This window comes from Streptomyces sp. NBC_01622 (assembly GCF_045209635.1).
Lineage (GTDB): Bacteria > Actinomycetota > Actinomycetes > Streptomycetales > Streptomycetaceae > Streptomyces.
This window is the reverse complement of the sequence record NZ_CP109293.1, coordinates 1,210,903-1,233,337: the sequence shown is the minus strand read 5'-3', so window position 1 is coordinate 1,233,337 and position 22,435 is coordinate 1,210,903. Positions and strand designations below refer to the sequence as shown.

Genomic DNA, 22,435 nt, shown 5'->3' with positions numbered 1-22,435 from the left:
CGGCCGGTCCTACCAGGGAGCCGTGAGGCTCCACAGCGTCGCCACCAGCGGGCGGCGCAGGTCCGCCCGCCGTACGCACAGCCCGATCGGGAGCGGCTCCGGCGCGGGATCCGCCGCGACGACCGCCAGCCGCTCCCGTACGGCACTGCACTCCAGCACCAGCCGGGGCACCACACCCGTCCCGCAGCCCAGCGCGACCAGCGTCAACAGCCCCTCGTGGCCGTCCGGTTCACACGCCACGTCCGGTGTCGTGCCCCGGGCCCGGAACCAGCGGTCGGCCGCCTCCCGGACCAGACCACGGTGCGGGAGGACGAACGGGCCGTCGAGATCCGGATCGGGACGGTCGCGTGCGGTGACCAGCACCAGCTCGGTCACCGCGACCGTCCGGCTCACCAACGGCTCCGGCAGCCGCGCCGGGATCCCCGCGACCGCCACGTCCACCTCACCCTCGTCGAGGCGGGCCAGCGCAGCCGCCGCGTCGCCGGTGCGCAGATCGAGCCGCACCTGCGGATGCGCGGCCCGGAACGGCGCCAACAGGTCCGGCAGCAGGGCCTGGCAGGCGGTCACCGTGGCGAACAGGGTGAGGCGGCCGGTGAGTTCGGCCGGGTCGGGATGCTCCTCGCGGTAGGTACGCCACAACTCCAGTGCCTGGACGGCGTATTCACGGAACCGGTGCCCCTCCGCCGTCAACGACACCCCGCGCGCCCCACGGTCGAACAGCCGGTGCCCGAGGCCGGCCTCCAGCCGCTGCACGGTCCGCGTGAGCGTCGCCGGACTGACATGGCAGTCGAGACTCGTCCGCCCGAAGTTCAGCGTCTGCGTCAGATGCAGGAAAAGATGCAGCTCCCGACGGTCGTCCCGCATCTCTTGACCTGGCCCTTTCACTTCTCGCAACAGTCCGCTGCACAGATTGCGCTTGCCGCAACACTCGCCCGGAGCCTACAACTCGACCATGACCTCGACCACGCACACCTCCGCCGTCTTCACCCTCGAAACGATGGACGTGCCCGGCGGCACGGAGACCATCCTGCGCGGCGGCCGGCACCTCTTCCCGCTGCTCCCGCAGGCCTTCGCCGGCGTCCGCCGCATCGGCGTCATCGGCTGGGGCCCGCAGGGCCGCGCCCAGGCCCGCAACCTGCGCGACTCCCTCGCCGGTACGGACATCCGGGTGAGCGTCGGCCTGCGCCCCGGCTCGGCGTCCGCGGCCGACGCCCGCGCCCACGGTTTCACCGAGGAGGACGGCACGCTCGGCGACTGGCTCGCCGTCACCGCCGACAGCGACCTCGTCATCCTCCTCATCGCGGACGCCGCCCTTGCCGCACACCACGAGGAGATCTTCGCGGCGCTCAAGCCCGGCGCCACCATCGGCCTCTCCCACGGCTTCCTCCTCGGTCATCTCCGGGCCACCGGCGGCGAGTTCCCGCCCGGACACGGCGTCATCGCCGTCTGCCCCAAGGGCATGGGCGACTCCGTGCGCCGCCTCTACGAACAGGGCGCGGAGATCAACGGCGCGGGCATCAACAGCAGTTACGCCGTCCACGCCGACCCCGACGGCACGGCCACCGACCGCGCGCTCGGCTGGTCGGTCGCGCTCGGCTCGCCGTACACCTTCCGCACCACCCTCGAGAGCGAGTACCGCTCCGACATCGTCGGTGAACGCGCCATCCTGCTCGGTGCCGTCCACGGCATCGTCGAGAGCCTCTACACGCGCTACCGCCTGTCCGGTGACGACCCGGTGACCGCGTACGAGCGCTCCTGCGAGAACGTCACCGGACCCATCGCCCGCACCATCTCGCACGCCGGACTCCGCGCCGTCCGCGAGGAGTTGGACCCGGCCGGACGCGAGATCTTCGACCGCGCTTACTCGGCGACCTACGGCCCCGCCCGCGAGATCGTCGCCGAGATCTACGACGAGGTCGCCGACGGCACCGAACTGCGCAGCGTCGTTCTCGCCGAACGGCGGCTCGGCGCACGGAAGATGAGCGGGATCGGCGGCTCACCGATGTGGGCCGCCGGAGCGGAGGTCCGCGCCCGCCGGGCCGAACGCGCCCTGCCCGTAGAGCCGTTCACCGCCGGGGTGTTCGTGGCGACGATGACCGCCCAGGTCGACGAGTTCGCCGAGCGCGGCCACCCCTGGTCGGAGATCGTCAACGAGTCCGTCATCGAGGCGGTCGACTCCCTGCTGCCCTACATGCACGCCCGCGATGTGGCGTACATGGTCGACAACTGCTCCCGCACGGCCCGCCTGGGCACCCGCCGTTGGGGCCCGCGCTTCCAGGCGGCCTACGAGCAGATCGCCTACCCGGCGTCCGAACTCCCCCCGAACGAAGCCCTGTTGACGGCCTTCGACACCCACCCCATGCACGAGGCACTGGCCGCGGCGGCGAAACTACGGCCGTCCGTGGACATCTCGGTGGTCTGAGCGCGGGTCACCGCGAGGCCGGGAACGGCAGGGCGTCCTGGTAGGCGTTCACCGGCTTGGCGACCTTCTCGACGGTGACGCCGTCGAGCGCGGCCGGGGCGGAACTCGTACCCAGGGTTCCGCCCGCGTGCCAGGTCCCGGTGACCGTCACCCAGGTGTTGGCGGCCAGGGCCGGGATGCCGTAGACCCGCACCTTGATGGACTGGGCGTCCGCCGCGCAGCACGAGATCATGATGCGGGTCAGGTCCCAGGAGGTGCTTCCTCTGTCGGGCGTGACGAAACCGGTCATCTGGACGGTGCGGCCCTTGGTGGTCCCCTTGCGGTCCTGCTGCACACGGGTGGTGAAGTCGGTGAGCGTCATCGGCAGCGGCGAGGTCGCGGGCAGCGGATCGAAGGAGTCCTGCTGGGGGACCGCCTTGGGGGCGGCGCGGGAGGCGGTGTAGGCGCCGAGGGCGGGCGGGGCGTAGAAGAGCAGGCTCAGCGCGGGGAGGAAAGGCCAGGACCGGGGCCACCCCGCCGCCGCGACATCCGCAGCCTCCGCCGCTCTGGGCGGCTGCACTGTCGTCTGCACACGAGCTCCACATGTTCGATGTCCGCGTCGAACATAGCGGGCTCTCGTCAATCTTCGACAACCGCCTCCGGCGCGGAGGCATACCGCGCTCTCTCAATGCCAGTCGACGGCGAACGCCCGCGCGGGGTTCTCCCTGAGGACGCGCCCCACCAGCTCCTCACCAAGCTCCACCGCGAGCCGCGGCCCCACCCTCCGCAGCAGATACGGCATCCCCGGCCCGCCGTCCACCGAGCGGGCGCCCGCGACCACCGTGTCCCCGCCGAGCAGCAGCCGGTCGCCGAAACCGGCCTCGGCCAGCGCCCGCACCCCGTCCGGCATGCGCCAGTCCGTGGCGTGGTTCGCCCGGGACGGACCGTCGAACGCCAGATAGGCGCCCGCGCCGGCAGCCAGTCGCTGGACCACGGGGTCGGGGGAGCGGTTGAGATGGCCGAGGATCACCCGATCCGGCTGGACGCCCAACTCCCCGCACAGCAGGTCCAGTACGTCGAGTGCGCCCGTGCCCAACTCCAGGTGGACGGCGATGGGCGCACCCGTCGCCCGGTGTGCTTCGGCCGCGGCGGTCATCGTCCACCGGGCGTGCGCGTCGAGGCCGTGGAAACCGCCCGCGACCTTGATGATCCCGGCACGGACACCGGACGGTCCGACGCCCTCCGTCAGCTCGGCGACGAACATCTCGGCCAGCCGGCCGCGCAGGCTCGCCAACAACTCCCGACTGTAGTGGGCCGCTTGATGCAACCCGGTCGCGCACACCACATGCACACCCGTGGCCCGGGACAGCGCGGGCAGATCGGCGACCCGCCGCCCCATCCCGTACGGCGTCCACTGCACGACACCGCCACCGCCCACCGAACGGAACGCGGCCAACTCGGCCCGCGCGGCCGAGGCGTCCTCCAACTCCTGCCCCGGGAGTTGGGGACTGCGCAGAAAGAGATGGTCGTGCGCGTCGCACACCCCCAGCCCCCCGGGTTCCACATCCCCCAGCACCGTACGGACGACGCCGACGCCACTCACCACTGCCGACCGCGCGGCAAGGCGCCGCGCCCCGGCGCCGAAAGATGCAGCACCTGGAACACGTCCCCCTCCGCCTTCGGCTTGTCGTGCTCCCAGAGTTCCCAGAGCGAGAAGTGCACCAATTCCCAGCCGTGCGGGTCGACGGCCGCCGCAGCGAGCACCGCGCCGTCCTCCCCGGCCAGCCGCCGGGTCTCACCGACCGCGTCCCCCATGACCGCGGCCAGTTCCACCCCCTCCGGTATCCGCCGCCGGCTGCGCACGGCGACGGCGGCGGGCGAGCCCGCGGCGCCGCCCTCCTCGTAGGCGAGGCCAGTCCACTGTCGTACCTCCGGGCGCCCGAAGTCGTCGACGAGCCGCTGGAAGGCGCCGCCCCAGAGGAAGCGGTTCATGCCCTCCACCGTGTTCCACAGATAGAACGGCGCGTACTGGTTGACCGGTGAGCCATGCACCCCGCGCTCACGCAGCAGATACGTCTTGAAGCCGAGCCCGTCCCAGTCCTCGAGCAGATGCCCGACCCGCGCCATCCGGCCCCGGATGACGCCCATGTCGTAGTCGGCGGGCAGGGTGAGTTCGTACTGCATGGCGTGCATCAAGTGCCTCCTCAGGAGGGGTAGTTCGCGGGGTCGACGTGCCCGTGCCAGTGCCACTCGCCCGGTTCGATCCACACGGTGTCGCCCGCGCGGATCGTCTCGACGGCACCGCCCTTGCGCTGCACGAGTCCCTCGCCCTCAGTCACGTACAGCACCTGGCCGTGCGGATGGGAGGCGTGGGAGGCATGGGGGAGAGCAGGGAGAGCAGCCCCCGGACACCCGCGTCGAACGCGCCCGGCGAACCGGACGCACGGGCCAGGACGTACCCGCCCTGCACGGTCGCGAGAACCGTCGCCGCGATCTCCTCGCCGTCCAGCTCGGCCCCGAACTGCCCCTGCTCCTTGCCCTCTTCGACGATTCCGGCGAGCCGCTCACGGATCCAGTCCAGGGTCTCGTCCACCGGCTCGCGCAACTCGGGGCTGGCGATCACGTCCGGATCCATCGTCAGCCGCCCGACCGGACACCCGCGCAGCACATCGCGCTCGCGCCGCAGAAACGCCTCGATCCGCTCGTACGGCGTGCCCGGCCCGTCGAGTACTCCCGCTGCGGTAGCCCGCAACTCCTCGGCCGTCCGCCGGATCGCCGCCAGCGCCAGATCCGGCTTGCCCTTGAAGTGGTGGTACATGCTGCCCTGCCCGGCGCCCGCGCGCTCCAGGATCGCCTTGGGGCTGGTGCCCACGTAACCGCGCTCCCACAACAGCTCTCGGGTGGACTCGATCAACCGCTCCGGGGTGCTCATGCCACGACTGTACATACTAGTAGTTACAGAAGTCGAGGGCTTAAGGAGCAGCCGGAACGAACCCGTGTACTCCCCGGGAGGTACACACACTGCCGCTGGCCGTACGACGACCCGACCCCCTCCCCGGAGCCAGTCTCGGTACATCACCGGAAGCCCCACCCGGGGCTCCACCTCAGGGAGATGAATCGACATGCAGACTCTGGCGAACTGGAACGGCGGCGGCCCCGGCCCGTGGATCCTGTTCTTCCCGCTGATCTGGGCGGCCGTAGTGGTCGGCGTGGTGACCGTGCTCCGCCGCACGGCCTGGCGCGGTCGCGTCGCCCCCTGGCGCGCAATGGCCGACCCCCGCCCCACCGGCGACTCCCCGCTCGCGGTCCTCGGCCGCCGCTTCGCCTCCGGCGAGATCGACGAGGACGAGTACTGGCGCCGACTGTCCGTCCTGGACGAGCAGTTCGGCCGCGTCGGCAAGGGAGGCGGCCCGGCATGACCACCGCGACCACCACCCGCACGGCCGCGCGGGTCGTCGACGCCGTGAAGGTGTACGGCGTCGGCGACACCGCCGTACGCGCTCTGGACGGGGTGAGCGTCGACTTCCCGGCCGGCCGCTTCACCGCGATCATGGGCCCCTCCGGCTCCGGCAAATCCACCCTGATGCACTGCGCCGCCGGACTCGACACACTCACCTCCGGAGCCGCCTACATCGGCGACACGGAACTCGGCGGGCTCGACGACCGGCGCCTCACCCTCCTCCGCCGCGACCGCGTCGGCTTCGTCTTCCAGGCCTTCAACCTGATCCCGACCCTGACCGTCGCCGAGAACATCACCCTCCCCCTCGACCTCTCCGGAGCCGGCGGCGACCGCGACTGGATCGACGAGCTCATCGACGTCGTCGGCCTCCGCGACCGCCTCCATCACCGCCCCTCCGAACTCTCCGGCGGCCAGCAGCAACGCGTCGCCGTGGCAAGGGCGTTCGCGGGCCGCCCCGAGGTCGTCTTCGCCGACGAGCCGACCGGCAACCTCGACTCCCGCTCCGGCGGCGAGGTCCTCGGCCTGCTCCGCCGCGCCGTACGCCAGACAGACCGCACGGTCGTCATGGTCACCCACGACCCGGTCGCCGCCGCCCACGCCGACGAGGTCGTCTTCCTCGCCGACGGACGCCTGGTGGACCGTATGGAATCCCCCACGGCCGACAAGGTGCTGGACCGCCTCAAGGCCTTCGAGGTGAGGTCATGAACGCGTCCGTACGCCTGAGCATGTCCTCCCTGCGAGCCCACAAAAGGCGCTTCGCCGGTACGTTCCTCGCCGTGTTCCTGGGTGTCGCCTTCCTCGCCGGGACCCTCGTCATGGGCGACACCCTGCGCGCCGACTTCGACACCATGTTCGGCGACGCCACCAGCGGCACGGACGCCGTGGTCCGCAGCGCGGACGCCATCACGACCCCCGGCGAGAGCCAGGGCGTACGGCAGCCGGTGAGCACATCCCTGGCGAAGACCATCGCCCAGGTACCCGGCGTCGCGGCCGCCGCCCCCAGCATCCAGGGCGCGGGCCAACTCGTCGGCGCCAACGGCGAAGCGATCGGCGGCAAGGGCCCGCCCACCCTCGCCGGCAACTGGATCACCGACCCGAAACTCAACCCGTACCACCTGGCCGAGGGCCGCACTCCCACCGCCTCCGGCGAGGTCGTCGTCAACCGAGGCGCCGCCGACAAGGGCCACCTGAAGATCGGCGACACGACAACGCTCCGCACACCGGACCCCGTCAAGGTGACGATCGTCGGCCTCGCGACCTTCGGCGGCGAGGACGGCATGGCCCAGGTGACGTTCACCGGGATGACCCAGTCCGACGCCGAGAAGTACCTCACCGCCAAGCCGGGCGAGGCGTCGACCATCAGAGTGCGCGCGGGCCCCGGCGTAAGCCAGCAACAACTGGTCGACCGCTTGACTCCCGTACTCCCCAAGGGAGTTGAGGCGATCACGGGACAGCAGTCGGCGCAGGAGAACACGGACATGGTCTCCGCTCAATTCCTGACGATCTTCACCACCTTCCTCCTGGTGTTCTCCGGCATCGCCCTGCTGGTGGCGACCTTCTCGATCCACAACACCTTCGCCATCGTCATCGCCCAACGCACCCGCGAGAACGCCCTGTTGCGGGCCCTCGGCGCCTCCCGCCGCCAGATCACCGCAGCCACAGTCACCGAGGCGAGTGTGGTGGCGGTGACGGCGTCGGCAGCGGGCCTCGCGGGCGGCATCGGCACAGCGGCCGGACTCCAGGCACTGTTCCCGGCGATCGGATTCCCTTTCCCGGACGGCGACTTGGTGATCCACACGCTCTCCCTCGCCCTGCCCCTGCTGGTAGGCACAGTCGTCTGCCTGGCCTCCGCCCTCATGCCGGCCATCCGCGCCGGCCGCACCGCCCCCCTGGCCGCACTCCGCGAGACGGCAGTCGACGAGTCCGGCGCATCCCGCCCCCGAGCGGTGACCGGAATAATCCTGGCCACCCTCGCGGTAGCCGTGACACTCACCGGCGTACTGGTCTCACCGTCCCTGCTGCTGGCGGGACTTGGGGCGCTGCTGGCTCTGATCGCCTTCGTGGTCCTGGGCCCGGTAGCCTCCGCCACGGCGGTACGCGTCCTGGGCAGCCCCCTGGACCGACTGCGCGGCATCACCGGCAGCCTCGCCAGGCGCAATGCCCTGCGCAACCCCCGCCGGACGGCCGCCACCGCGAGCGCGCTGATGATCGGCGTGGCCGTCGTATCGCTCTTCACAGTCTTCGGCGCCTCACTGAAGGCCACGATGGACCAGACCGTGTCGCGCTCCTTCGCGGGAGACGTGGCGGTGAGCACCCCCTCCTTCGGCGCGGGCGGCAGCGGACTGAGCCCTCAACTGGCCGGAGCCATCGGCAGGTTGCCCGAAGTGGACACCGCGGTGGGCCTCGGCAAAGGGGTGGCCGAAGTCAACGGCAAGGGAAGGGCGTTGACGGTGACGGACCCCACCGCTCTGGCCCGGACCTTCGACCTGGGAAAGCTCCAGGGCTCCCTGAGCACCCTGGGCACCGACGGCATGGCCATCACGCGCACAGAAGCGGACCGCCAGCACCTCACCACCGGCAGCAAGGCCCAACTCACCTTCACCGACGGCAAGAAGAAGACCTTCACGGTCCGCGCGGTCTACGGCCAGTCCGAACTGGCCGGCGACTACGTCATCACCCGGGCCGCCTGGGCCCCACACCGCACCCAGGACTCCGACACGCTGGTCGCAGTCTCCTTCAAGCATGGCGTGAGCACGGCGACGGGCAAGGCCGCCGTCGAGAAGGTCGCCGACCGCTACGGCGCCCCAGAGGTCCAGACCCGCCACGAATACGCCCAGTCCTCGGCAGGCGGCATTGACATGATGCTGACCCTCGTCTACGCACTACTCGCCCTTGCAGTCCTGATCGCCCTGCTCGGCATCGCCAACACACTGACCCTGGCGATCCACGAACGCACCCGCGAACTGGGCCTGTTGAGGGCAGTGGGCCAGACCCGCCGCCAACTCCGGGCCATGGTCCGCTGGGAGTCGGTCCTGGTGGCAGCCTTCGGCACGGTAGGCGGCCTCGCCCTCGGCGCCTTCCTGGGCTGGGTCCTGGTCAAGGCCTCGGACGGCGCGAGCGACAGCACCTTCGCCTTCTCCGTCCCACCCCAACAACTCCTCCTAGTGGCACTGGTAGGCCTGACAGCAGGTGCACTCGCAGGCCTCCGCCCAGCCCGCCGAGCCGCACATCTCGACCTACTCCGAGCCATCGCGGCGGAGTAGCCAACGGCAAGGGCCCACCAACCTCAGTGTGCCAACGCGCCGGCCGAGAGGGAGCCGTAGGGGCGCGCCGGTGTCGAGAGCCCCAGCGCGCGGAGGCGCGCAGCGCCGAGCACGGTGGGGCTCTCGACACCGGCTTGAAGCGCCCCGAAGGCGACCGAACCAAAGGAGGTGCGCACGGTGGGGCTCTCGACACCGGCTTGAAGCGCCCCGAAGGCGACCGAACCAAAAGAGGTGCGCGCGGCGCCTACCCAACACCGGCCCAGTCAGCCCCCAATCCCCCAACCCAAATCACCGCCCGATCAACCGGCAACGGCCGACCGGGCGGGAGCGTGCTGGGACCGGTGTTCGTCCGGAAGCTCAACCTCGCTGACGAACCGCTGCGCAGGCTTCTCCGCACCCGCACCCGCACCCACCCCCGCCCGACGCACCGGCCGAACCGCCCCCGGCGTTGATGCCGCTGCCGCCGCAGGCGCTACCGCTGGCGTGGCCGAAAGCATGAACCAAACAACCTTCCCGGACTCCCCCTCCGGCCGCACCCCCCAGCTCTCGCTGACGGCGGCCACCATGGCGAGCCCCCGCCCACACGTGGCAGTGGCCGCGACGTCGGAGATGTCGCCGGCGACCGGGAGCCGGGGATCGTGGTCGTGCACGGAGACGACGAGGTGGTCGAGCAGCAGCTCGATCTCGACGGTGCACGTCTTGTCGGGCTGGGCGTGCCGGTGGACGTTGGTCAGGAGCTCTGTCACACCGAGCGCCGCCCGGTCTATGAGTGGATCGAGATGCCAGTAGCGCAACTGCGCAGATACGATTCTGCGGACCTGGCCGATCCGCGACGGCAGAGCTTGGAGCTCTACCGCGCAGTGCCTGCTTGGGTGAGTGATCACGGCTGCGACTCCCCGACGAGAGGCCCGGAAGAACACGGAGTTCGGATCCAGCAGGCTGGTCGAGGGAAATAGGCCGCCTGCTGTTGTGCCCGGCGGCTGGTTCGCAGCGTTATCGCCGGTAAACCCAGAGTGACGTGAGACCAGAGTGACGCAGGGGTGGCGGTCCCGCAACTCGCCGCTCTTCACCGCCGGCTCGCGGCACCGTTCGACTGGTGCTCTCCACCGCCTGCTCGCGGCACCGTTCGACCGGTGCTCTCCACCGCCTGCTCGCGGCACCGATCAACTGGTGCTCTCCACCGCCTGCTCGCGCCACGGTCAGCTGCCGCCCTGCGCGGCCCGCCCGCGACGCCCGGCACCGATCGGTCAGCCGCCCCCGCGCCCGGCAGCCTTGCGCACGGCCTCGATGAACCGGCGTGCCGCAGGGGGCCCGGGCTGCCCCGGCGCGGGGTCGTGCTCGCCGAGCGTCAGCAGGTACCGATTGCCGTTCAGGTCGGCCAGCGCCCGGTCCTCCGGGGCGAACCAGGGCTTCGACGCGCGTACCGCCTGCACCGGCGCGCTGTCGATCTCGCTGCCGTAACTGGTGAGCAACTCCAGCCTGCCGTCATTGATCCGGACCTGTCCGGCCCGGGTGAGCGACCGCAGCCGCTTCCCGATCCGCACGCCCGTGGCCGTGAACTCCGGCTCCGCCATGCTTCCCCGCCCCCTTGGTCCAGGACATCTCGTGATCCAGCGTGCGCCCCCGTTCAGGACGTTCGTCCCGCCCCGGTGCAGTCTGCCCGCACCGGGCGTCGAGCACCAGTACGCACGACACGGTCACGGTGAGTACTCGGAGCACTCGCATAAATGCGCCCCCCAGGATCCGCCGTGACCGCTCCCCAGGGGTGCCTTTGACCTTCCCAAAGGCATGTTTATGCAGGTGAGAAGCGTGCGGAAGGTGCATATGATCGAGGTGTCGGCCGCGCGAAGCGCCGTCGGCGCGAAGCGTAAGGAGTCCCGCCGTGAGCACCACCCCACAGGCCCCGACCGGTGCCACCCTCGATGTCGACCGCAGCGACGCCGCCTACCGGAGCTGGCTGAAAGAAGCCGTCCGCAAGGTCCAGGCAGACGCCAACCGCTCCGCCGACACCCACCTCCTGCGCTTCCCGCTGCCCGAGCACTGGGGCATCGACCTGTATCTGAAGGACGAGTCGACCCACCCGACGGGCAGCCTCAAACACCGCCTGGCCCGCTCCCTCTTCCTCTACGGCCTGTGCAATGGCTGGATCCGGCCCACCCGCCCGGTGATCGAGGCGTCCAGCGGCTCCACCGCCGTCTCCGAGGCGTATTTCGCCAAGCTGATCGGCGTCCCCTTCATCGCGGTCATGCCGCGCACGACCAGCGCCGAGAAGATCCGCCTCATCGAATTCCACGGCGGCCGGTGCCACTTCGTGGACGACTCACGCAAGATGTACGAGGAGTCGGCCGCCCTGGCGATGGAGACCGGCGGCCACTACATGGACCAGTTCACCTACGCGGAGCGCGCCACGGACTGGCGCGGCAACAACAACATCGCCGAATCCATCTTCCGCCAGCTGGAGTTGGAGCGTTTCCCGGAGCCCGCGTGGATCGTCGCCACGGCCGGCACCGGCGGCACCTCGGCGACCCTCGCACGCTACGTCCACTACACGCAGCGCGACACCCTGGTCTGTGTCGCCGACCCGGAGAACTCCTGCTTCTTCGAGGGCTGGACCACCGGCGATCCGGACGTCACCTGTGACTGCGGCTCCCGTATCGAGGGCATCGGCCGCCCCCGGATGGAACCGAGCTTCGTGCCGGGCGCAGTGGACCGCATGATGAAGGTCCCGGACGCGGCCAGCGTCGCCGCCGTACGAGCCCTGGAACAAGCCATCGGCCGCAAGGCGGGCGGCTCCACCGGCACCGGCCTCTGGAGCGCCCTGAAGATCATCGCCGAGATGGTGGCAGCGGGCCAACAAGGCAGCGTGGTAACCCTGTTGTGCGACCCGGGCGACCGCTACCTGGACAAGTACTACTCGGACGAGTGGCTGACGGAACAGGGCTTGGACATCACGCCGTACAGCAAGGCGATCACGTCGCTTTTGGCAACGGGAGTATGGCCAACCTGAGCTGATGAGCGCCGGTTGGTCGGCGCCCCTTTCAGGGGCGCGGGGCTGTGTCGATCTGCGGCTCCGCCGCGCGGGCGCGACCAGCCACGACGGACCCGCAGAAGAACGACGAGCCCTATTGCCCCAGCCGCCGGTCCAACGCAGCCACCGCCCCCTTGAACGCCCGCCCCAACCCGGGCCGCGCCATCCTCACCACACCCCGAAACACCGCGTTCCCCTCCACGGCGAACGTCCACTGAACCCGCGTCCCACCCCCGGAAGGGATCAGCCGCCACTCCTCGGCCATTGCCCGCGCGCCCGGCGCGTTGGTGACGTCGACCCGATACGCGTACACCTCCGCCTCCTTCGCCGCGATCACCGTCTCCCGGAAGTGCCCGCCGCCCTTGAGCCGGATGTCCCGCCCGGCACCGTCGTCGACCGACTCGGCCCGGGTCACGGCCGCGAACCACTCGGCCCACCCGGGCACATCGTCGTTGAGGGCGTGGAATACCGCGTCCGGTGCCGCGGACATCTCCTGCGCGAAGATCAGCCGTACCGGAGCGGTGTCGATGAAGTCGAGCCCGACGGGGCGCAGTCGGTGAGCCATGGGCGCGAACCCCCTTGACGGAGAAGGGAAGTTGACCGGAGCGACGTCACGATAGCTGGCGATCCGTCAGATGTCTGCGTCGTCGTCGGGTTCGCCCGCCACCACGAGCCGCCGCAGATGCTCGGAGATGTCCTCGCGTGCCGCGGCCGGCAGCCCCGCGTCCGTCACCAGCGTGTCGACCTGCTCCAGCGCGGCGAACGAACTCAGGCCCACCGTCCCCCACTTGGTGTGGTCGGCGACCACCACGACCCGCCGCGCCGACTGCACGAGCCTGCGGTTGGTCTCGGCCTCCGCGAGGTTCGGCGTGGACAGCCCGGCCTCGACCGATATGCCGTGGACGCCGAGGAAGAGCATGTCGAAGTGGAGCGCCGCGATCGCCTGGTCGGCCACCGGGCCCACCAGCGAGTCGGAGGGGGTCCGCACCCCGCCGGTCAGGACGACCGTCGCCGCGCCCTGCCGCTGTCCCGAGGTGCGCTGCGCCGCGTGGAAGACGTCCGCCACCCGCACCGAGTTGGTGACCACGGTGAGATCGGCGACCTCGAGCAGATGGTGCGCCAGCGCGTACGTCGTCGTACCGCCCGAGAGCGCGATCGCCGTACCGGGCGCGACCAGTTCCGCCGCGGCCCGCGCGATGTCCTCCTTGGCGGTCAGTTCAAGACCAGATTTCGCCTCGAAGCCCGGCTCGTGCGTGCTCGCCTCGACAACCGGCACAGCCCCGCCGTGCACCTTCTCCAGGACGCCCTGGCGGGCCAGCGCGTCGAGATCGCGGCGGACGGTCATGTCCGACACGCCGAGCTTGCGGGTCAGTTCGTTGACGCGGACGCCGCCGCGGCGCCGGACCTCGTCGAGGATCAGGGCGCGCCGCTGCTCCGCGAGGAGGTTCTGATTCTCACTCACGTACGCTCCGGTCCTTTCGCCTCAACCCGTCCGACCGTCCGGCGCACCGGCTCGGAGCAGGACCTTCGTCCCGGCTGCGGTGCGCGGACGTCCCATCCTCGCACGCCCCCGCAAGCACTGCGCCACCGCCTGTCCCGACGCGCACATGTCATCGGGGCCTCATCCGTCCCCCGTGTTGTCACACGGATCGGGGAGATTCGGTGACAGGGCGTGTGCGACGCGCCGAAAGGGGCGATCCTGGTGGTCACACGGACACAGACAGACGGTACGTCACGGGGGATGTGCGAACAGTGGAGCGTGTGCAGGAACATGCCGTCACGAGCGGGGCCGACGAGCCCGCCGTACGGTTAGACCGGACCGAACCCGCCCTGGAACTCCTGGTCCACGGAGTCGGCGGCGCCACACCCGAGGACATGCTCGGCGATCCGCGCACGGTGCGGATCACCGGTGACGACACGGCGGCCGTCTTCCGGCGCACCGCCGACGTCGACGCCGAGTCCAGAACCGCCGACGGCCGTACCGGACCGATCCGCGAGGCGTACGTCTGGTGCAACCTGACCTCCGGCAACGGCACCCGCGCCCTGTGGCTGCTGCTGCTGCCGTTCATGGTCGTCAACCTCGCGCACTGGATGCGCCCCAACGCCCGCGACCGGAAACGGACAGTGCGCTTCTACGGCCTGCTGGTGCGGCTCGCGGGCCTCACCCTGACCGTGCTGCTCGTCGCGGCGGCCTGCGAGGTCGCCCTCGATCTCGCCGCCTGGCAGTGCGCCGGCACGCGCGCGTGCGCCGAGCGCCACTCCTGGCTGGGCTTCCTGTCGCCCGCCGTCTCGCACGACAGCTGGTGGAGCCGCCCCGGCCGCCGCCTCGCGCTCGCCGCCCTGGTGCCGACCGCGCTGACCGTCCTGCTCTGGTACCTGTCCCGCCGCACCTGGAGCGCGTACGAGTCCCAGCGGCCCATTCCGCGCCGTCCCGAGCCCGACGACGAGACCGGCCAGAGCTCGCTCGGCCGCCCCGGCTTCTGGTACGGCCGCCGCCTGGTCGCCCGACTGCGCGCCGCTCACACGGCGGCGGGCCTCCTGACGGTCGCCGCGGCCGTCACCGTCTCGACGGCGGGCTTCGACGGCGGGCCCGACGGATCCCACGGCCCGGCCTTCCTCGGCGCGCTCCTGGAGACGGCGCTCGCCGGTCTCGCGTGCGTCGTGGTCTACGTCGTGTGCCGCCGGGGCCGCAGCGAGAACCGCCTCGACCAGGCACTCGACCGCCGTCTCGTCCGGTGGCTGCCGCTCGGCGCGCTCCTGCTGCTCGCCCTCGCCCTGCTGTACGCCGCCTGGCCGCGCCCCGGATGGGAGTCCTCCGGGCGCCTGCCGGGAGACGTCGCCTTCGGCGGGATCGCCCTGGTCCAGGGCCTGCTGGTGATCGTCCTCGCGGTCGTCGCCCACCTGCTGCACCGCACTCACCCCGACCCGCGCGCCGCGATGCGCGGTCTCGGCGGACCGGCCGTCGCGATGCTGGCCTGCGCCCTGGGCGGTGTGATGTCCGGCGGGGTGTCCCAGCGGGTCTCCGACTGGCTGGACGGCACCGGCATGTCCATCGCGGGCCCGCCCGTGCTGCTCACCTGGCAGGCCTCGGTGATCCCGCCGCTGCTCCTCGTCGTCCTCGTCCTCTCCGCCGGACTCGGTCACCGCACCTGGCGGCTGCGCCGCACCGAACTGGGCGCGGTGGCGCACGACTATCCCGGAGAGCGCCGGGACCACGCCCGCACCGCCCGGATCGCGAGCACGCGCGCGATGGCCGCGCTCACCGACCGCGGCCCCCTCCTGGTCGCCGTGACCTCCACCGCGACCCTGCTCCTGGGCGCCGCAGCGCTCGTCGGCGCCTTCGCCACCGACAAGACACCGGAACGGGCCGGAGAGGAGGGGCAGGCTTTCGTGCACGGCGCCGCCCAGACCTCCCAGGGACTCGGCTCCTGGCTGATCGGGCTCGGCTTCATCCTCTTCGTCACCTGGGGCAGGCGCGCCTACAAGGACCCCTCCGCGCGGCGCACCATCGGCATCCTGTGGGACGTCGGCACCTTCTGGCCGCGCGCCGCCCATCCCTTCGCCCCGCCCTGCTACGCCGAGCGCGCGGTCCCCGACCTGACCTGGCGGATCGCCACCTGGACCCGCGCCACCGGCGGCCGGCTCGTCATCTCCGGCCACTCCCAGGGCAGCGTCCTGGCCGCCGCCGCGGCCTGGCAACTCAAACCGGCCCAGCGCAAACGAGTCGCCCTCCTGACCTATGGCTCACCCCTGGAGCGCCTCTACGGCCGCTGGTTCCCCGCCCACTTCGGACCGGCCGCGCTCAGCCGCCTGCACGACGAGGTCGACTGCTGGCGCAATCTGTACCGGCTCACCGACCCCATCGGCGGCCCGGTCCGCCTGACCGGCGGCTGCGGCCCGGAGGTGGACCACGGCCCCCTCAAGGACCCGCTGGAGTACGGCCGTACCGCCCAACACCCGCTGCCCGCCCCGATCCTGGGCCACTCCGACTACCAGGCCGACCCGGCGTTCGCCGTGGAACGGGAGCGGCTGCTGGCCCGGCTGCGGCCCGAGGTGCCGCCTCAGGGCAGCTCGGGCAGGTCCTCCGCGTAGAGCAGGGTCAGGTCGTCCGTGCTCGGCTCCTCGACCTGGGCGACCCGGCTCGCATGCCGCTCCACCATCGCCTCGAAGGTCTGCCGCGCCGTACGGCCGTTGCCGAACGCGGCGCCCTTCGGGATCGCGGTGAAGTACTTCGTCAGTCCCTCGGACGCGCCCTCGGCCAGCCGGTACTCGTGCTCCTCGGCCTGCTGCTCGACGATCCTCAGCAGTTCCTCGGGGTTGTAGTCGCTGAAGGTGATGGTCCGTGAGAAGCGGGACGCCACACCGGGGTTGACGGACAGGAACCGCTCCATCTCGGCCGTGTAGCCCGCGACGATCACCACGACCGCGTCCCGGTGGTCCTCCATCAGCTTCACCAGCGTGTCGATGGCCTCTTTGCCGAAGTCGCGGCCCGAGTCCTCCGGGGACAGCGCGTACGCCTCGTCGATGAACAGCACCCCGCCGCGCGCCTTGTCGAAGGCCTCCTGGGTGCGGATCGCCGTGGAGCCGATGTGCTCGCCGACCAGGTCGACGCGGGACACCTCGACGAGATGCCCCTTCTCCAGGACACCGAGCGAGGCGAGGATCTCGCCGTAGAGCCGGGCGACCGTCGTCTTGCCGGTGCCGGGGGAGCCGGTGAAGACCAAGTGCCGTTTGACGGAGGCCGCCTTGAGGCCGGCCTGCTGGCGGCGGCGGCCCACCTCGATCATGTCGATGAGGGAACGCACCTCGCGCTTGACGCTGTCCAGGCCGACCAGCCCGTCGAGTTCACCGAGGACCGCCCTGGAGGTGCGGGACTCCTTCTCCGGATCCGGCGCGGTGACCGGGGGCTCCCGCTCGGCGGTGCGCTGGCCGGGGATCGCGCCCAGCACACTGGTCGACCGGCTCGCCGTCTCCACGGCCGTCTCATGGGCGGTGGGCTGCTTGAGGCCGCTCTCGTCGCTGGTGCAGTCCTCGACGACGGGTCCGGTGCCGGGCCCCGCGTCCGGTCCGGCGTCCGCGAACTCGTAGCCACCGCGCGCGCACCGCTCCGTGCGGCACTTCTTGAGCGTCGTACGACAGCCGTCTATGACATGGAAGCCGTAGCCGCCGCTGCCCGTCACCCGGCAGCCCTGGAAGGTGCCCCGGCCGCCCGCGGAGACGTAGAAACCAGCCTCGGCGGGGGCGTCGACCGTGCAGCGCTCGATGGTGGGGTCGGCGCCCTTGGTGACGATCACGCCGGTCTGGGTGGCGTCCACCGTGCAGTTGTTCAGGGTGCCGCCGCTGCCGTGGTCGCGGAACCAGGCGCCCGTGGCCGCGTCCCGGATCCGGCAGTCGTCGAGCTGCGCGGTCGCGCCGTCGCTCACCGACACGGCCGTGTTGCGCACCTGGGAGATGTCACTGTCGACGACGTCCGCGCGCGAGCCGCGGTCGAGCACGAACAGCGCGTCCGGTACGTCGTGTACCCGGCAGGAGTCGAGGACCACCGTCGCACCGTCGCTGACCCACACCGCCGGATAGTCGCCCGTGCTGTCGAAGATCTCGCACTGGTTGGCGTCCACGCGCGTGCCCGGGTCCCACACCGACAGTCCGTTGCGCCCGAACTGACGCACCGTCGTCCGCGTCAGCGTCAGGACCGACCGGGAGCGCAGGTCGACCGCGTTCTCCGGGATGTCGTGGATGCGGCAGTCGGCGAGCGTCAGCACCGCGTCCGTGTCGAGCGTGACGCCGTCGGCGGTCGTACGGTGCACATCGCAGTCGGTGAGGTGCGCGGTGGCGCGGGCGGTGATCTGGACGCCGCTGCCGCGCGTCTCGTAGACCTCGCAACCCACCGCCTCCAGCGAGGAGTTCTCGCCGGTGGCGGACAGGCCCACCCCCGAGGCGTGGTGGATGCGGCAGCGCTCCAGGCGCGGGTGGCCGCCGGCGCGGACCGCGACACCGGCCTGGCCGGCCGAGACGACCTCGCACTCCTCGAACACCCCGCCACCGCCGTCGAGTACGGCGATTCCGATGCCGGCCGGATTGTCGACCGTGCAGCGCCGCACGGTCGGGCGGGCACCGCCGCGGACCTCGATGCCGGACGCGGAGCGTGTGACGATCCGCAGATCCGTCAACTCCGGTGCCCCGTCCTCGACAAGGAGCGCGGGCGCGGCCGAGTCCTGGCCCTCGACATGCAGGTCCTGGACGATCGCCGACGCGCGCACGGTCAACGGCACGCCGTCCAGAGGCGCGATGCGCACCGAGCCGGGCGAACCCTCGGGACCGCGCAGGGTCACCGACCGCTGTACGACGAGGTTCTCGCGGTAGGTGCCGGGAGCGACGGTCAGTACGTCGCCCTCGGCCGCGGCCTCCAGGGCGGCGGCGAGCGACGCGTACTCACCTGTGCGGCGCCGCCACCGCGATGTGCCGGTGTGCGTCACCTGGACCGTGCCCTGTGCCATGGCGCTGCTGTGCCCCCACCTCGTGGTACGCGGGTTGATGCCGAAGCCTTCGCCGGTCCACCGTAGCGTGCGTGCGGGCGGTGGGTTGACCAGAGCCGGAAGGCTGTCAGCTGCCGGTGCCGGTCCGGCCCCAGTCCGGGCCCGCCCGCTCCCACGCCCGGTCCCAACGCGCGTACCTGCGGCGGACCATGCGCCACAGCACGAACCGTCGGCCGCTGTCGACGAGCCCGGCGGTCAGCAGTGCCGCACCGAACCCGGCGAGCACGGCGTGCGTCGTCGCCGTGGCCGAGTCCAGCGGGCGGGCCACTATGCGGCCGTGTCGGTCCGTCCAGACCTTGAAGTGGTCGCCCGTGTGCGGGGTGTTGAGGCTCGCCATCACCGCGCCGTGCTGGACGGTGCCGTCGGGCGCGGTCCAGTCGGCGAGGACCCGGCTGCGGACGTCCCGCGCGGTGGCCGAGTCGGGGTCGGGGTCCAGCTCGGCCCCCTTCAGCTTCTTGACCACCGTGGCCGTCACGACATGCCGGTCCGCGCGCTGCTCACGCACCGACCGCTGCAGGGTGTTCTGCGCAACGGCGCCGACGAGCGAACCGATCAAGGGCGCGGCGACCAGGACCAGCAGCAGGACCACGAGGGCCAGCCAGGCCTCGACCAGATCGGTCGCGCGACGCAGCGGATTGCGCCGCCAGCGCCACAGACCCCTGATTGCTCCCACCGTCCCGCACCCCCTTCCCGCTCCGTGATAACTCCTGGGAGAGCCGTCCACGCGAGATCAGTGCCGAAGAGAGAGCGAAATCACCTCTCCCGGGGTCTCTTATGAACTTCTCACGGGATCTCAACGACCGGGCCCACGGGGAGGGTTCCCGACCCGCACCCCCATCGGCGGATCCCCGCCTACGCGAGGATCCGGACCGGATCACCGACGCGGATCGTGCCGGTGGACAGGGGTACCAGGTTCTGCCCGAAGACGAGCCTGCCGTCGATGCGCCGGTGCCGGGCCAGGGTGCGCAGCGGTTCCTTGCCGCGCTCGGCGGTGCCCTGGTCGGTGGTGGTCACGACGCAGCGCCCGCACATCTTCGCGACCCGGAAAGTGACCTCGCCGATCGCCACGCGCGACCAGTCGTCCTCGGCCCAGGCGGCCGTACCCGCCACGACCGCGTTGGGCCGGAACCGGTTCATGGGCAGCGGCCCCTCGGCGGGGTAATCACCCTGTGCGACAAGGGAGTTGAGGGCGTCGAGGGAGGCCTCGGAGGTCAGCAGCAGCGGATAGCCGTCGGCGAAGCCGACCGTCTCACCGGGAAGTCCGTACTCGGGGTCGACGGGGCGGCGCGTGGCGGGATCGTCCATGTGGACGAGACGGACCCCGAACCCCAGATACGCGCCGCACCACACATGTGCGGCGTCCGTGGCCGGCACCGCGTCCACCTTGGTGCCGAAGATCTCCATCGCCACGGTGGCGACCGGCTCCGGAACGGGCACGGTCAGCGGGTCGAGGCCGGGCGCGGACAGACGAACACCGCCGCCGGGCAGAAGCTCGGCGGCGGCCAGCGCGAGACGCGGGTGCTCGCGTTGCGTGACGACCTTTCCCCTGTCGTCGATCAGCGCCCAGCGTCGGTCACCGGCCAGCCCCCAAGGCTCCACCTGAGCCTCCCGGGGAGAGAAGCCCCGGAGCGCCTTGACCGGATGAACGTGGATCGACCGCAGCACCGCATTCCCCATCACTCCATCGTGCCAGGCGGCACCGACAGCGCAGGGTGCGGATCAGTAACCGCGGTACTGCTGGTTGTTGCTGTACGGGTCCTGCTGGTACGGAGCGGGGGCCGGGCGGGGAGCCGCCGGACGCATCGCCTCGTAGCCGGCCGGAGCCGCCATCGGACGCGGCTGCTGTTGCTGCTGGCCGTAACCGCGCGGCGGGGCCTGCTGCGGGATGTAGGCGGCGGGCGCCTGCTGCAGCGGTGAGGGCTGCTGCGCCTGCGGGTAGCCGTAGGGGGTCTGCGAGGGACCCGCCGGGAGGGCGGGCAGCGCCGACGGCAGCGCGGGCAGGTTGCTCCCCGGCATGTCGTACGCGGCGGGAACCCGGATCGGGGCGATCTGCGGGGTCCCCCGCTCGGCCACGAGGGAGTCGTAGATCGGAGTGTCCGGGAAGGAGGCGGAGTAGTAGCCGCCGCCATAAGTGGAGCGGGGGGAGGTCATGGCACATAAGTTAAGCCCACGATGTGGTGGTTGGGGAGACCGATTAGAGGGTTGTTTTCCGTGTCGGCAGTGGCATGGGATCCCCAATGCGAGCGAACTTGTCAAAAAAGGGCATGGATCCGGGTTCGGATCGTGTAAAGCCCGAGTTCCCGGCGGGTTACCAGCGGTTGGCCACGGGTGTTGCCGCGCTCCTCATGGGCGTTCGCGGCCCCGGGGAATAGGTTGTGCGAGTAGACACCCAATGGGCTGCCGGGGCGTGTCCTGGCACGGTGACACGCGATGGGGGCAGACATGTCAATGCCGAAAGGATCGAATGTTCCGGTGCCGACGACGGCACTGCGCGTCGAATTGGGGTGGCGGCCCGGCCCCGGAGTCCCCGACGCGGACGCCTCGGCCCTGCTCCTGGTCGACGGGAAGGTCCGCACCGACGGCGACTTCGTCTTCTACAACCAGCCGACGCACTCCTCCGGCGCGGTCCGCCACGAGGGCAAGAACAACGCCGGCGGGCGGATGACCGACACCCTGCTCATCGACCTCGCGCGCGTGGAGCCCGCCGTGGACCGCGTCGTCCTCGCCGCCTCCGCCGACGGCGGAACGTTCGGCCAGGTCCCCGATCTGTACATCGAGGTCCGGGACACCGTGCAGAACACCGTGGCCGCCCGCTTCGACAGCACGGGCGCGACGGTCGAGACCGCCTTCGTGCTCGGTGAGTTCTACCGCCGCCAGGGCGCCTGGAAGTTCCGGGCCGTGGGCCAGGGCTACGGCAGCGGGCTCGAAGGCCTGGCGACCGACTTCGGCATCGCCGTGGACGAACCGCAGCAGGCGGCGCCGGCCGTCACCATGCCGCCGCCTTCAGGACCACCGGTGAACCTGCCCCCGCCGCCCGTGACCGTGGCTCCGCCCGTGACCGCGGCTCCGCCGCCCCCTCCGCCCCCGATGCCGCCCACCGCCCCCGTCCGGCTGTCCAAGGTGACGCTCACCAAGGCGGCCCCCTCGGTCTCCCTGACCAAGCAGGGCGGCACCTCGGGCGCCCTGCGCGTGAACCTCAACTGGGAGGTGCGCAAGCAGTTCTCGGGCTGGGGCAGCAAGCGCGGCCGGGCCGTCGCGATGCACGCCGACCTCGACCTCGACCTGTGCGCCCTGTACGAACTGGCCGACGGCCGCAAGGGCGTCGTCCAGGCCCTCGGCAACGCGTACGGCTCCCTGCAGCGGCCCCCGTACATCCACCTCGACGGCGACGACCGCACCGGCGCGTCGGCGAGCGGCGAGAACCTCACCGTCAACCTCGACCACATCCGGGACTTCCGGCGCATCCTCGTCTTCGTGACCATCTACGAGGGCGCCCGTTCCTTCGCCGACCTGCACGCCACCGTCACCCTCCAGCCCCAGCACGGCGCCGCGATCGACTTCTCGCTCGACGAGTGCACGGTCCCCTCCACGGTGTGCGCGCTCGCCCTGATCACCAACACCGGGGGCGACCTCGTCGTCCAGCGCGAGGCCCGCTACCTCGTCCCCGACCGTGGCGTGAGCCCGCAGCGGACCGTGGACCGCGTCTACGGGTGGGGCATGAACTGGACCCCGGGTCGCAAATGAGCC

20 protein-coding genes and 1 pseudogene are annotated in these 22,435 nt (G+C 71.3%); 7 read left to right on the top strand and 14 right to left on the bottom strand.

All coding sequences use genetic code 11. The annotated features are described in order from the left end of the window. Positions 1–9: 9 nt before the first annotated feature. Complete coding sequence (gene ilvY / locus OH768_RS05665; protein ID WP_406450658.1) at positions 10–864, bottom strand: HTH-type transcriptional activator IlvY; 855 nt, start codon at positions 862–864, stop codon at positions 10–12. Between the two features lie 88 nt (positions 865–952). Between ilvY and OH768_RS05660 the strand changes: the two genes are divergently transcribed. Beyond that, complete coding sequence (locus tag OH768_RS05660) at positions 953–2,422, top strand: ketol-acid reductoisomerase (protein WP_406450656.1); 1,470 nt, start codon at positions 953–955, stop codon at positions 2,420–2,422. A 7-nt stretch (positions 2,423–2,429) separates the two neighbouring features. On the opposite strand, the gene OH768_RS05655 is transcribed toward OH768_RS05660, so the two are convergent. The 5 genes and pseudogenes from OH768_RS05655 to OH768_RS05635 all read right to left on the bottom strand — a co-directional run bounded on the left by OH768_RS05655 (position 2,430) and on the right by OH768_RS05635 (position 5,333). Beyond that, positions 2,430–2,981, bottom strand: a complete 552-nt coding sequence (locus tag OH768_RS05655; protein ID WP_406465147.1) for a TIGR03943 family putative permease subunit — start codon at positions 2,979–2,981, stop codon at positions 2,430–2,432. Between the two features lie 105 nt (positions 2,982–3,086). Further along, positions 3,087–4,004 (bottom strand): phosphotriesterase, encoded by a 918-nt coding sequence (locus OH768_RS05650; protein ID WP_406450654.1) that lies wholly within the window; start codon positions 4,002–4,004, stop codon positions 3,087–3,089. Further along, positions 4,001–4,594 carry a DUF4865 family protein gene (locus tag OH768_RS05645; RefSeq protein WP_406450652.1) on the bottom strand — a complete coding sequence of 198 codons (594 nt, stop codon included), beginning with the start codon at positions 4,592–4,594 and terminating at the stop codon, positions 4,001–4,003. The genes OH768_RS05650 and OH768_RS05645 overlap by 4 nt, the downstream gene beginning before the upstream one ends. An 11-nt stretch (positions 4,595–4,605) precedes the next feature. Continuing rightward, positions 4,606–4,767, bottom strand: a pseudogene (locus OH768_RS05640) (cupin domain-containing protein); the annotation flags it as partial. Continuing rightward, positions 4,737–5,333 (bottom strand): TetR/AcrR family transcriptional regulator, encoded by a 597-nt coding sequence (locus OH768_RS05635; protein ID WP_406450650.1) that lies wholly within the window; start codon positions 5,331–5,333, stop codon positions 4,737–4,739. The gene OH768_RS05635 and the pseudogene OH768_RS05640, both read right to left, overlap by 31 nt. Positions 5,334–5,523: 190 nt before the next feature. On the opposite strand from OH768_RS05635, the gene OH768_RS05630 reads away from it, so the two are divergent. Genes OH768_RS05630 through OH768_RS05620 form a run of 3 tightly spaced genes read left to right on the top strand, consistent with a single transcriptional unit; the run spans position 5,524 to position 9,124 of the window. Then, positions 5,524–5,820, top strand: a complete 297-nt coding sequence (locus tag OH768_RS05630; protein ID WP_359613452.1) for an SHOCT domain-containing protein — start codon at positions 5,524–5,526, stop codon at positions 5,818–5,820. Continuing rightward, the gene (locus tag OH768_RS05625) at positions 5,817–6,566 is read left to right on the top strand and encodes an ABC transporter ATP-binding protein (RefSeq protein ID WP_406450647.1); all 750 of its coding nucleotides are present in this window, start codon (positions 5,817–5,819) and stop codon (positions 6,564–6,566) included. The genes OH768_RS05630 and OH768_RS05625 overlap by 4 nt, the downstream gene beginning before the upstream one ends. After that, positions 6,563–9,124 carry an ABC transporter permease gene (locus OH768_RS05620; RefSeq protein WP_406450646.1) on the top strand — a complete coding sequence of 854 codons (2,562 nt, stop codon included), beginning with the start codon at positions 6,563–6,565 and terminating at the stop codon, positions 9,122–9,124. The genes OH768_RS05625 and OH768_RS05620 overlap by 4 nt, the downstream gene beginning before the upstream one ends. Positions 9,125–9,423: 299 nt before the next feature. On the opposite strand, the gene OH768_RS05615 is transcribed toward OH768_RS05620, so the two are convergent. Then, positions 9,424–10,008: an ATP-binding protein gene (locus OH768_RS05615; RefSeq protein ID WP_406450644.1), complete on the bottom strand. Its 585-nt coding sequence runs from the start codon at positions 10,006–10,008 to the stop codon at positions 9,424–9,426. A gap of 363 nt (positions 10,009–10,371) precedes the next feature. After that, positions 10,372–10,698, bottom strand: a complete 327-nt coding sequence (locus OH768_RS05610) for a hypothetical protein (protein ID WP_019075127.1) — start codon at positions 10,696–10,698, stop codon at positions 10,372–10,374. A gap of 308 nt (positions 10,699–11,006) precedes the next feature. Between OH768_RS05610 and OH768_RS05605 the strand changes: the two genes are divergently transcribed. Continuing rightward, positions 11,007–12,131: a PLP-dependent cysteine synthase family protein gene (locus tag OH768_RS05605; protein ID WP_406450642.1), complete on the top strand. Its 1,125-nt coding sequence runs from the start codon at positions 11,007–11,009 to the stop codon at positions 12,129–12,131. A 115-nt stretch (positions 12,132–12,246) separates the two neighbouring features. Here the strand turns inward: OH768_RS05605 and OH768_RS05600 are convergent, their stop codons facing one another. Further along, positions 12,247–12,717 (bottom strand): SRPBCC family protein, encoded by a 471-nt coding sequence (locus OH768_RS05600; protein ID WP_406450640.1) that lies wholly within the window; start codon positions 12,715–12,717, stop codon positions 12,247–12,249. A gap of 66 nt (positions 12,718–12,783) precedes the next feature. After that, positions 12,784–13,614, bottom strand: coding sequence for a DeoR/GlpR family DNA-binding transcription regulator (locus OH768_RS05595; protein ID WP_406450638.1), 831 nt, complete (start codon positions 13,612–13,614; stop codon positions 12,784–12,786). A gap of 290 nt (positions 13,615–13,904) precedes the next feature. Between OH768_RS05595 and OH768_RS05590 the strand changes: the two genes are divergently transcribed. Further along, on the top strand, positions 13,905–16,244 hold the full coding sequence (locus OH768_RS05590) for a hypothetical protein (protein ID WP_406450636.1): 2,340 nt from the start codon (positions 13,905–13,907) through the stop codon (positions 16,242–16,244). On the opposite strand, the gene OH768_RS05585 is transcribed toward OH768_RS05590, so the two are convergent. From OH768_RS05585 to OH768_RS05570, 4 genes are all read right to left on the bottom strand, one after another. Further along, a complete protein-coding gene (locus tag OH768_RS05585) occupies positions 16,214–18,649 on the bottom strand; it encodes a right-handed parallel beta-helix repeat-containing protein (RefSeq protein WP_406450634.1) in 2,436 nt (811 codons plus the stop codon). The genes OH768_RS05590 and OH768_RS05585 overlap by 31 nt on opposite strands. A 106-nt stretch (positions 18,650–18,755) precedes the next feature. After that, complete coding sequence (locus OH768_RS05580) at positions 18,756–19,361, bottom strand: hypothetical protein (RefSeq protein ID WP_406450632.1); 606 nt, start codon at positions 19,359–19,361, stop codon at positions 18,756–18,758. A 179-nt stretch (positions 19,362–19,540) separates the two neighbouring features. Further along, positions 19,541–20,365 carry an MOSC domain-containing protein gene (locus OH768_RS05575; protein WP_406450630.1) on the bottom strand — a complete coding sequence of 275 codons (825 nt, stop codon included), beginning with the start codon at positions 20,363–20,365 and terminating at the stop codon, positions 19,541–19,543. A 42-nt stretch (positions 20,366–20,407) separates the two neighbouring features. Then, positions 20,408–20,839, bottom strand: coding sequence for a DUF6643 family protein (locus OH768_RS05570; RefSeq protein WP_019075119.1), 432 nt, complete (start codon positions 20,837–20,839; stop codon positions 20,408–20,410). 297 nt (positions 20,840–21,136) lie between these two features. Here OH768_RS05570 and OH768_RS05565 point away from each other — a divergent pair, with 297 nt between their 5' ends. After that, positions 21,137–22,432 carry a TerD family protein gene (locus tag OH768_RS05565; protein WP_406465145.1) on the top strand — a complete coding sequence of 432 codons (1,296 nt, stop codon included), beginning with the start codon at positions 21,137–21,139 and terminating at the stop codon, positions 22,430–22,432. The last annotated feature ends 3 nt before the right edge of the window (positions 22,433–22,435 follow it).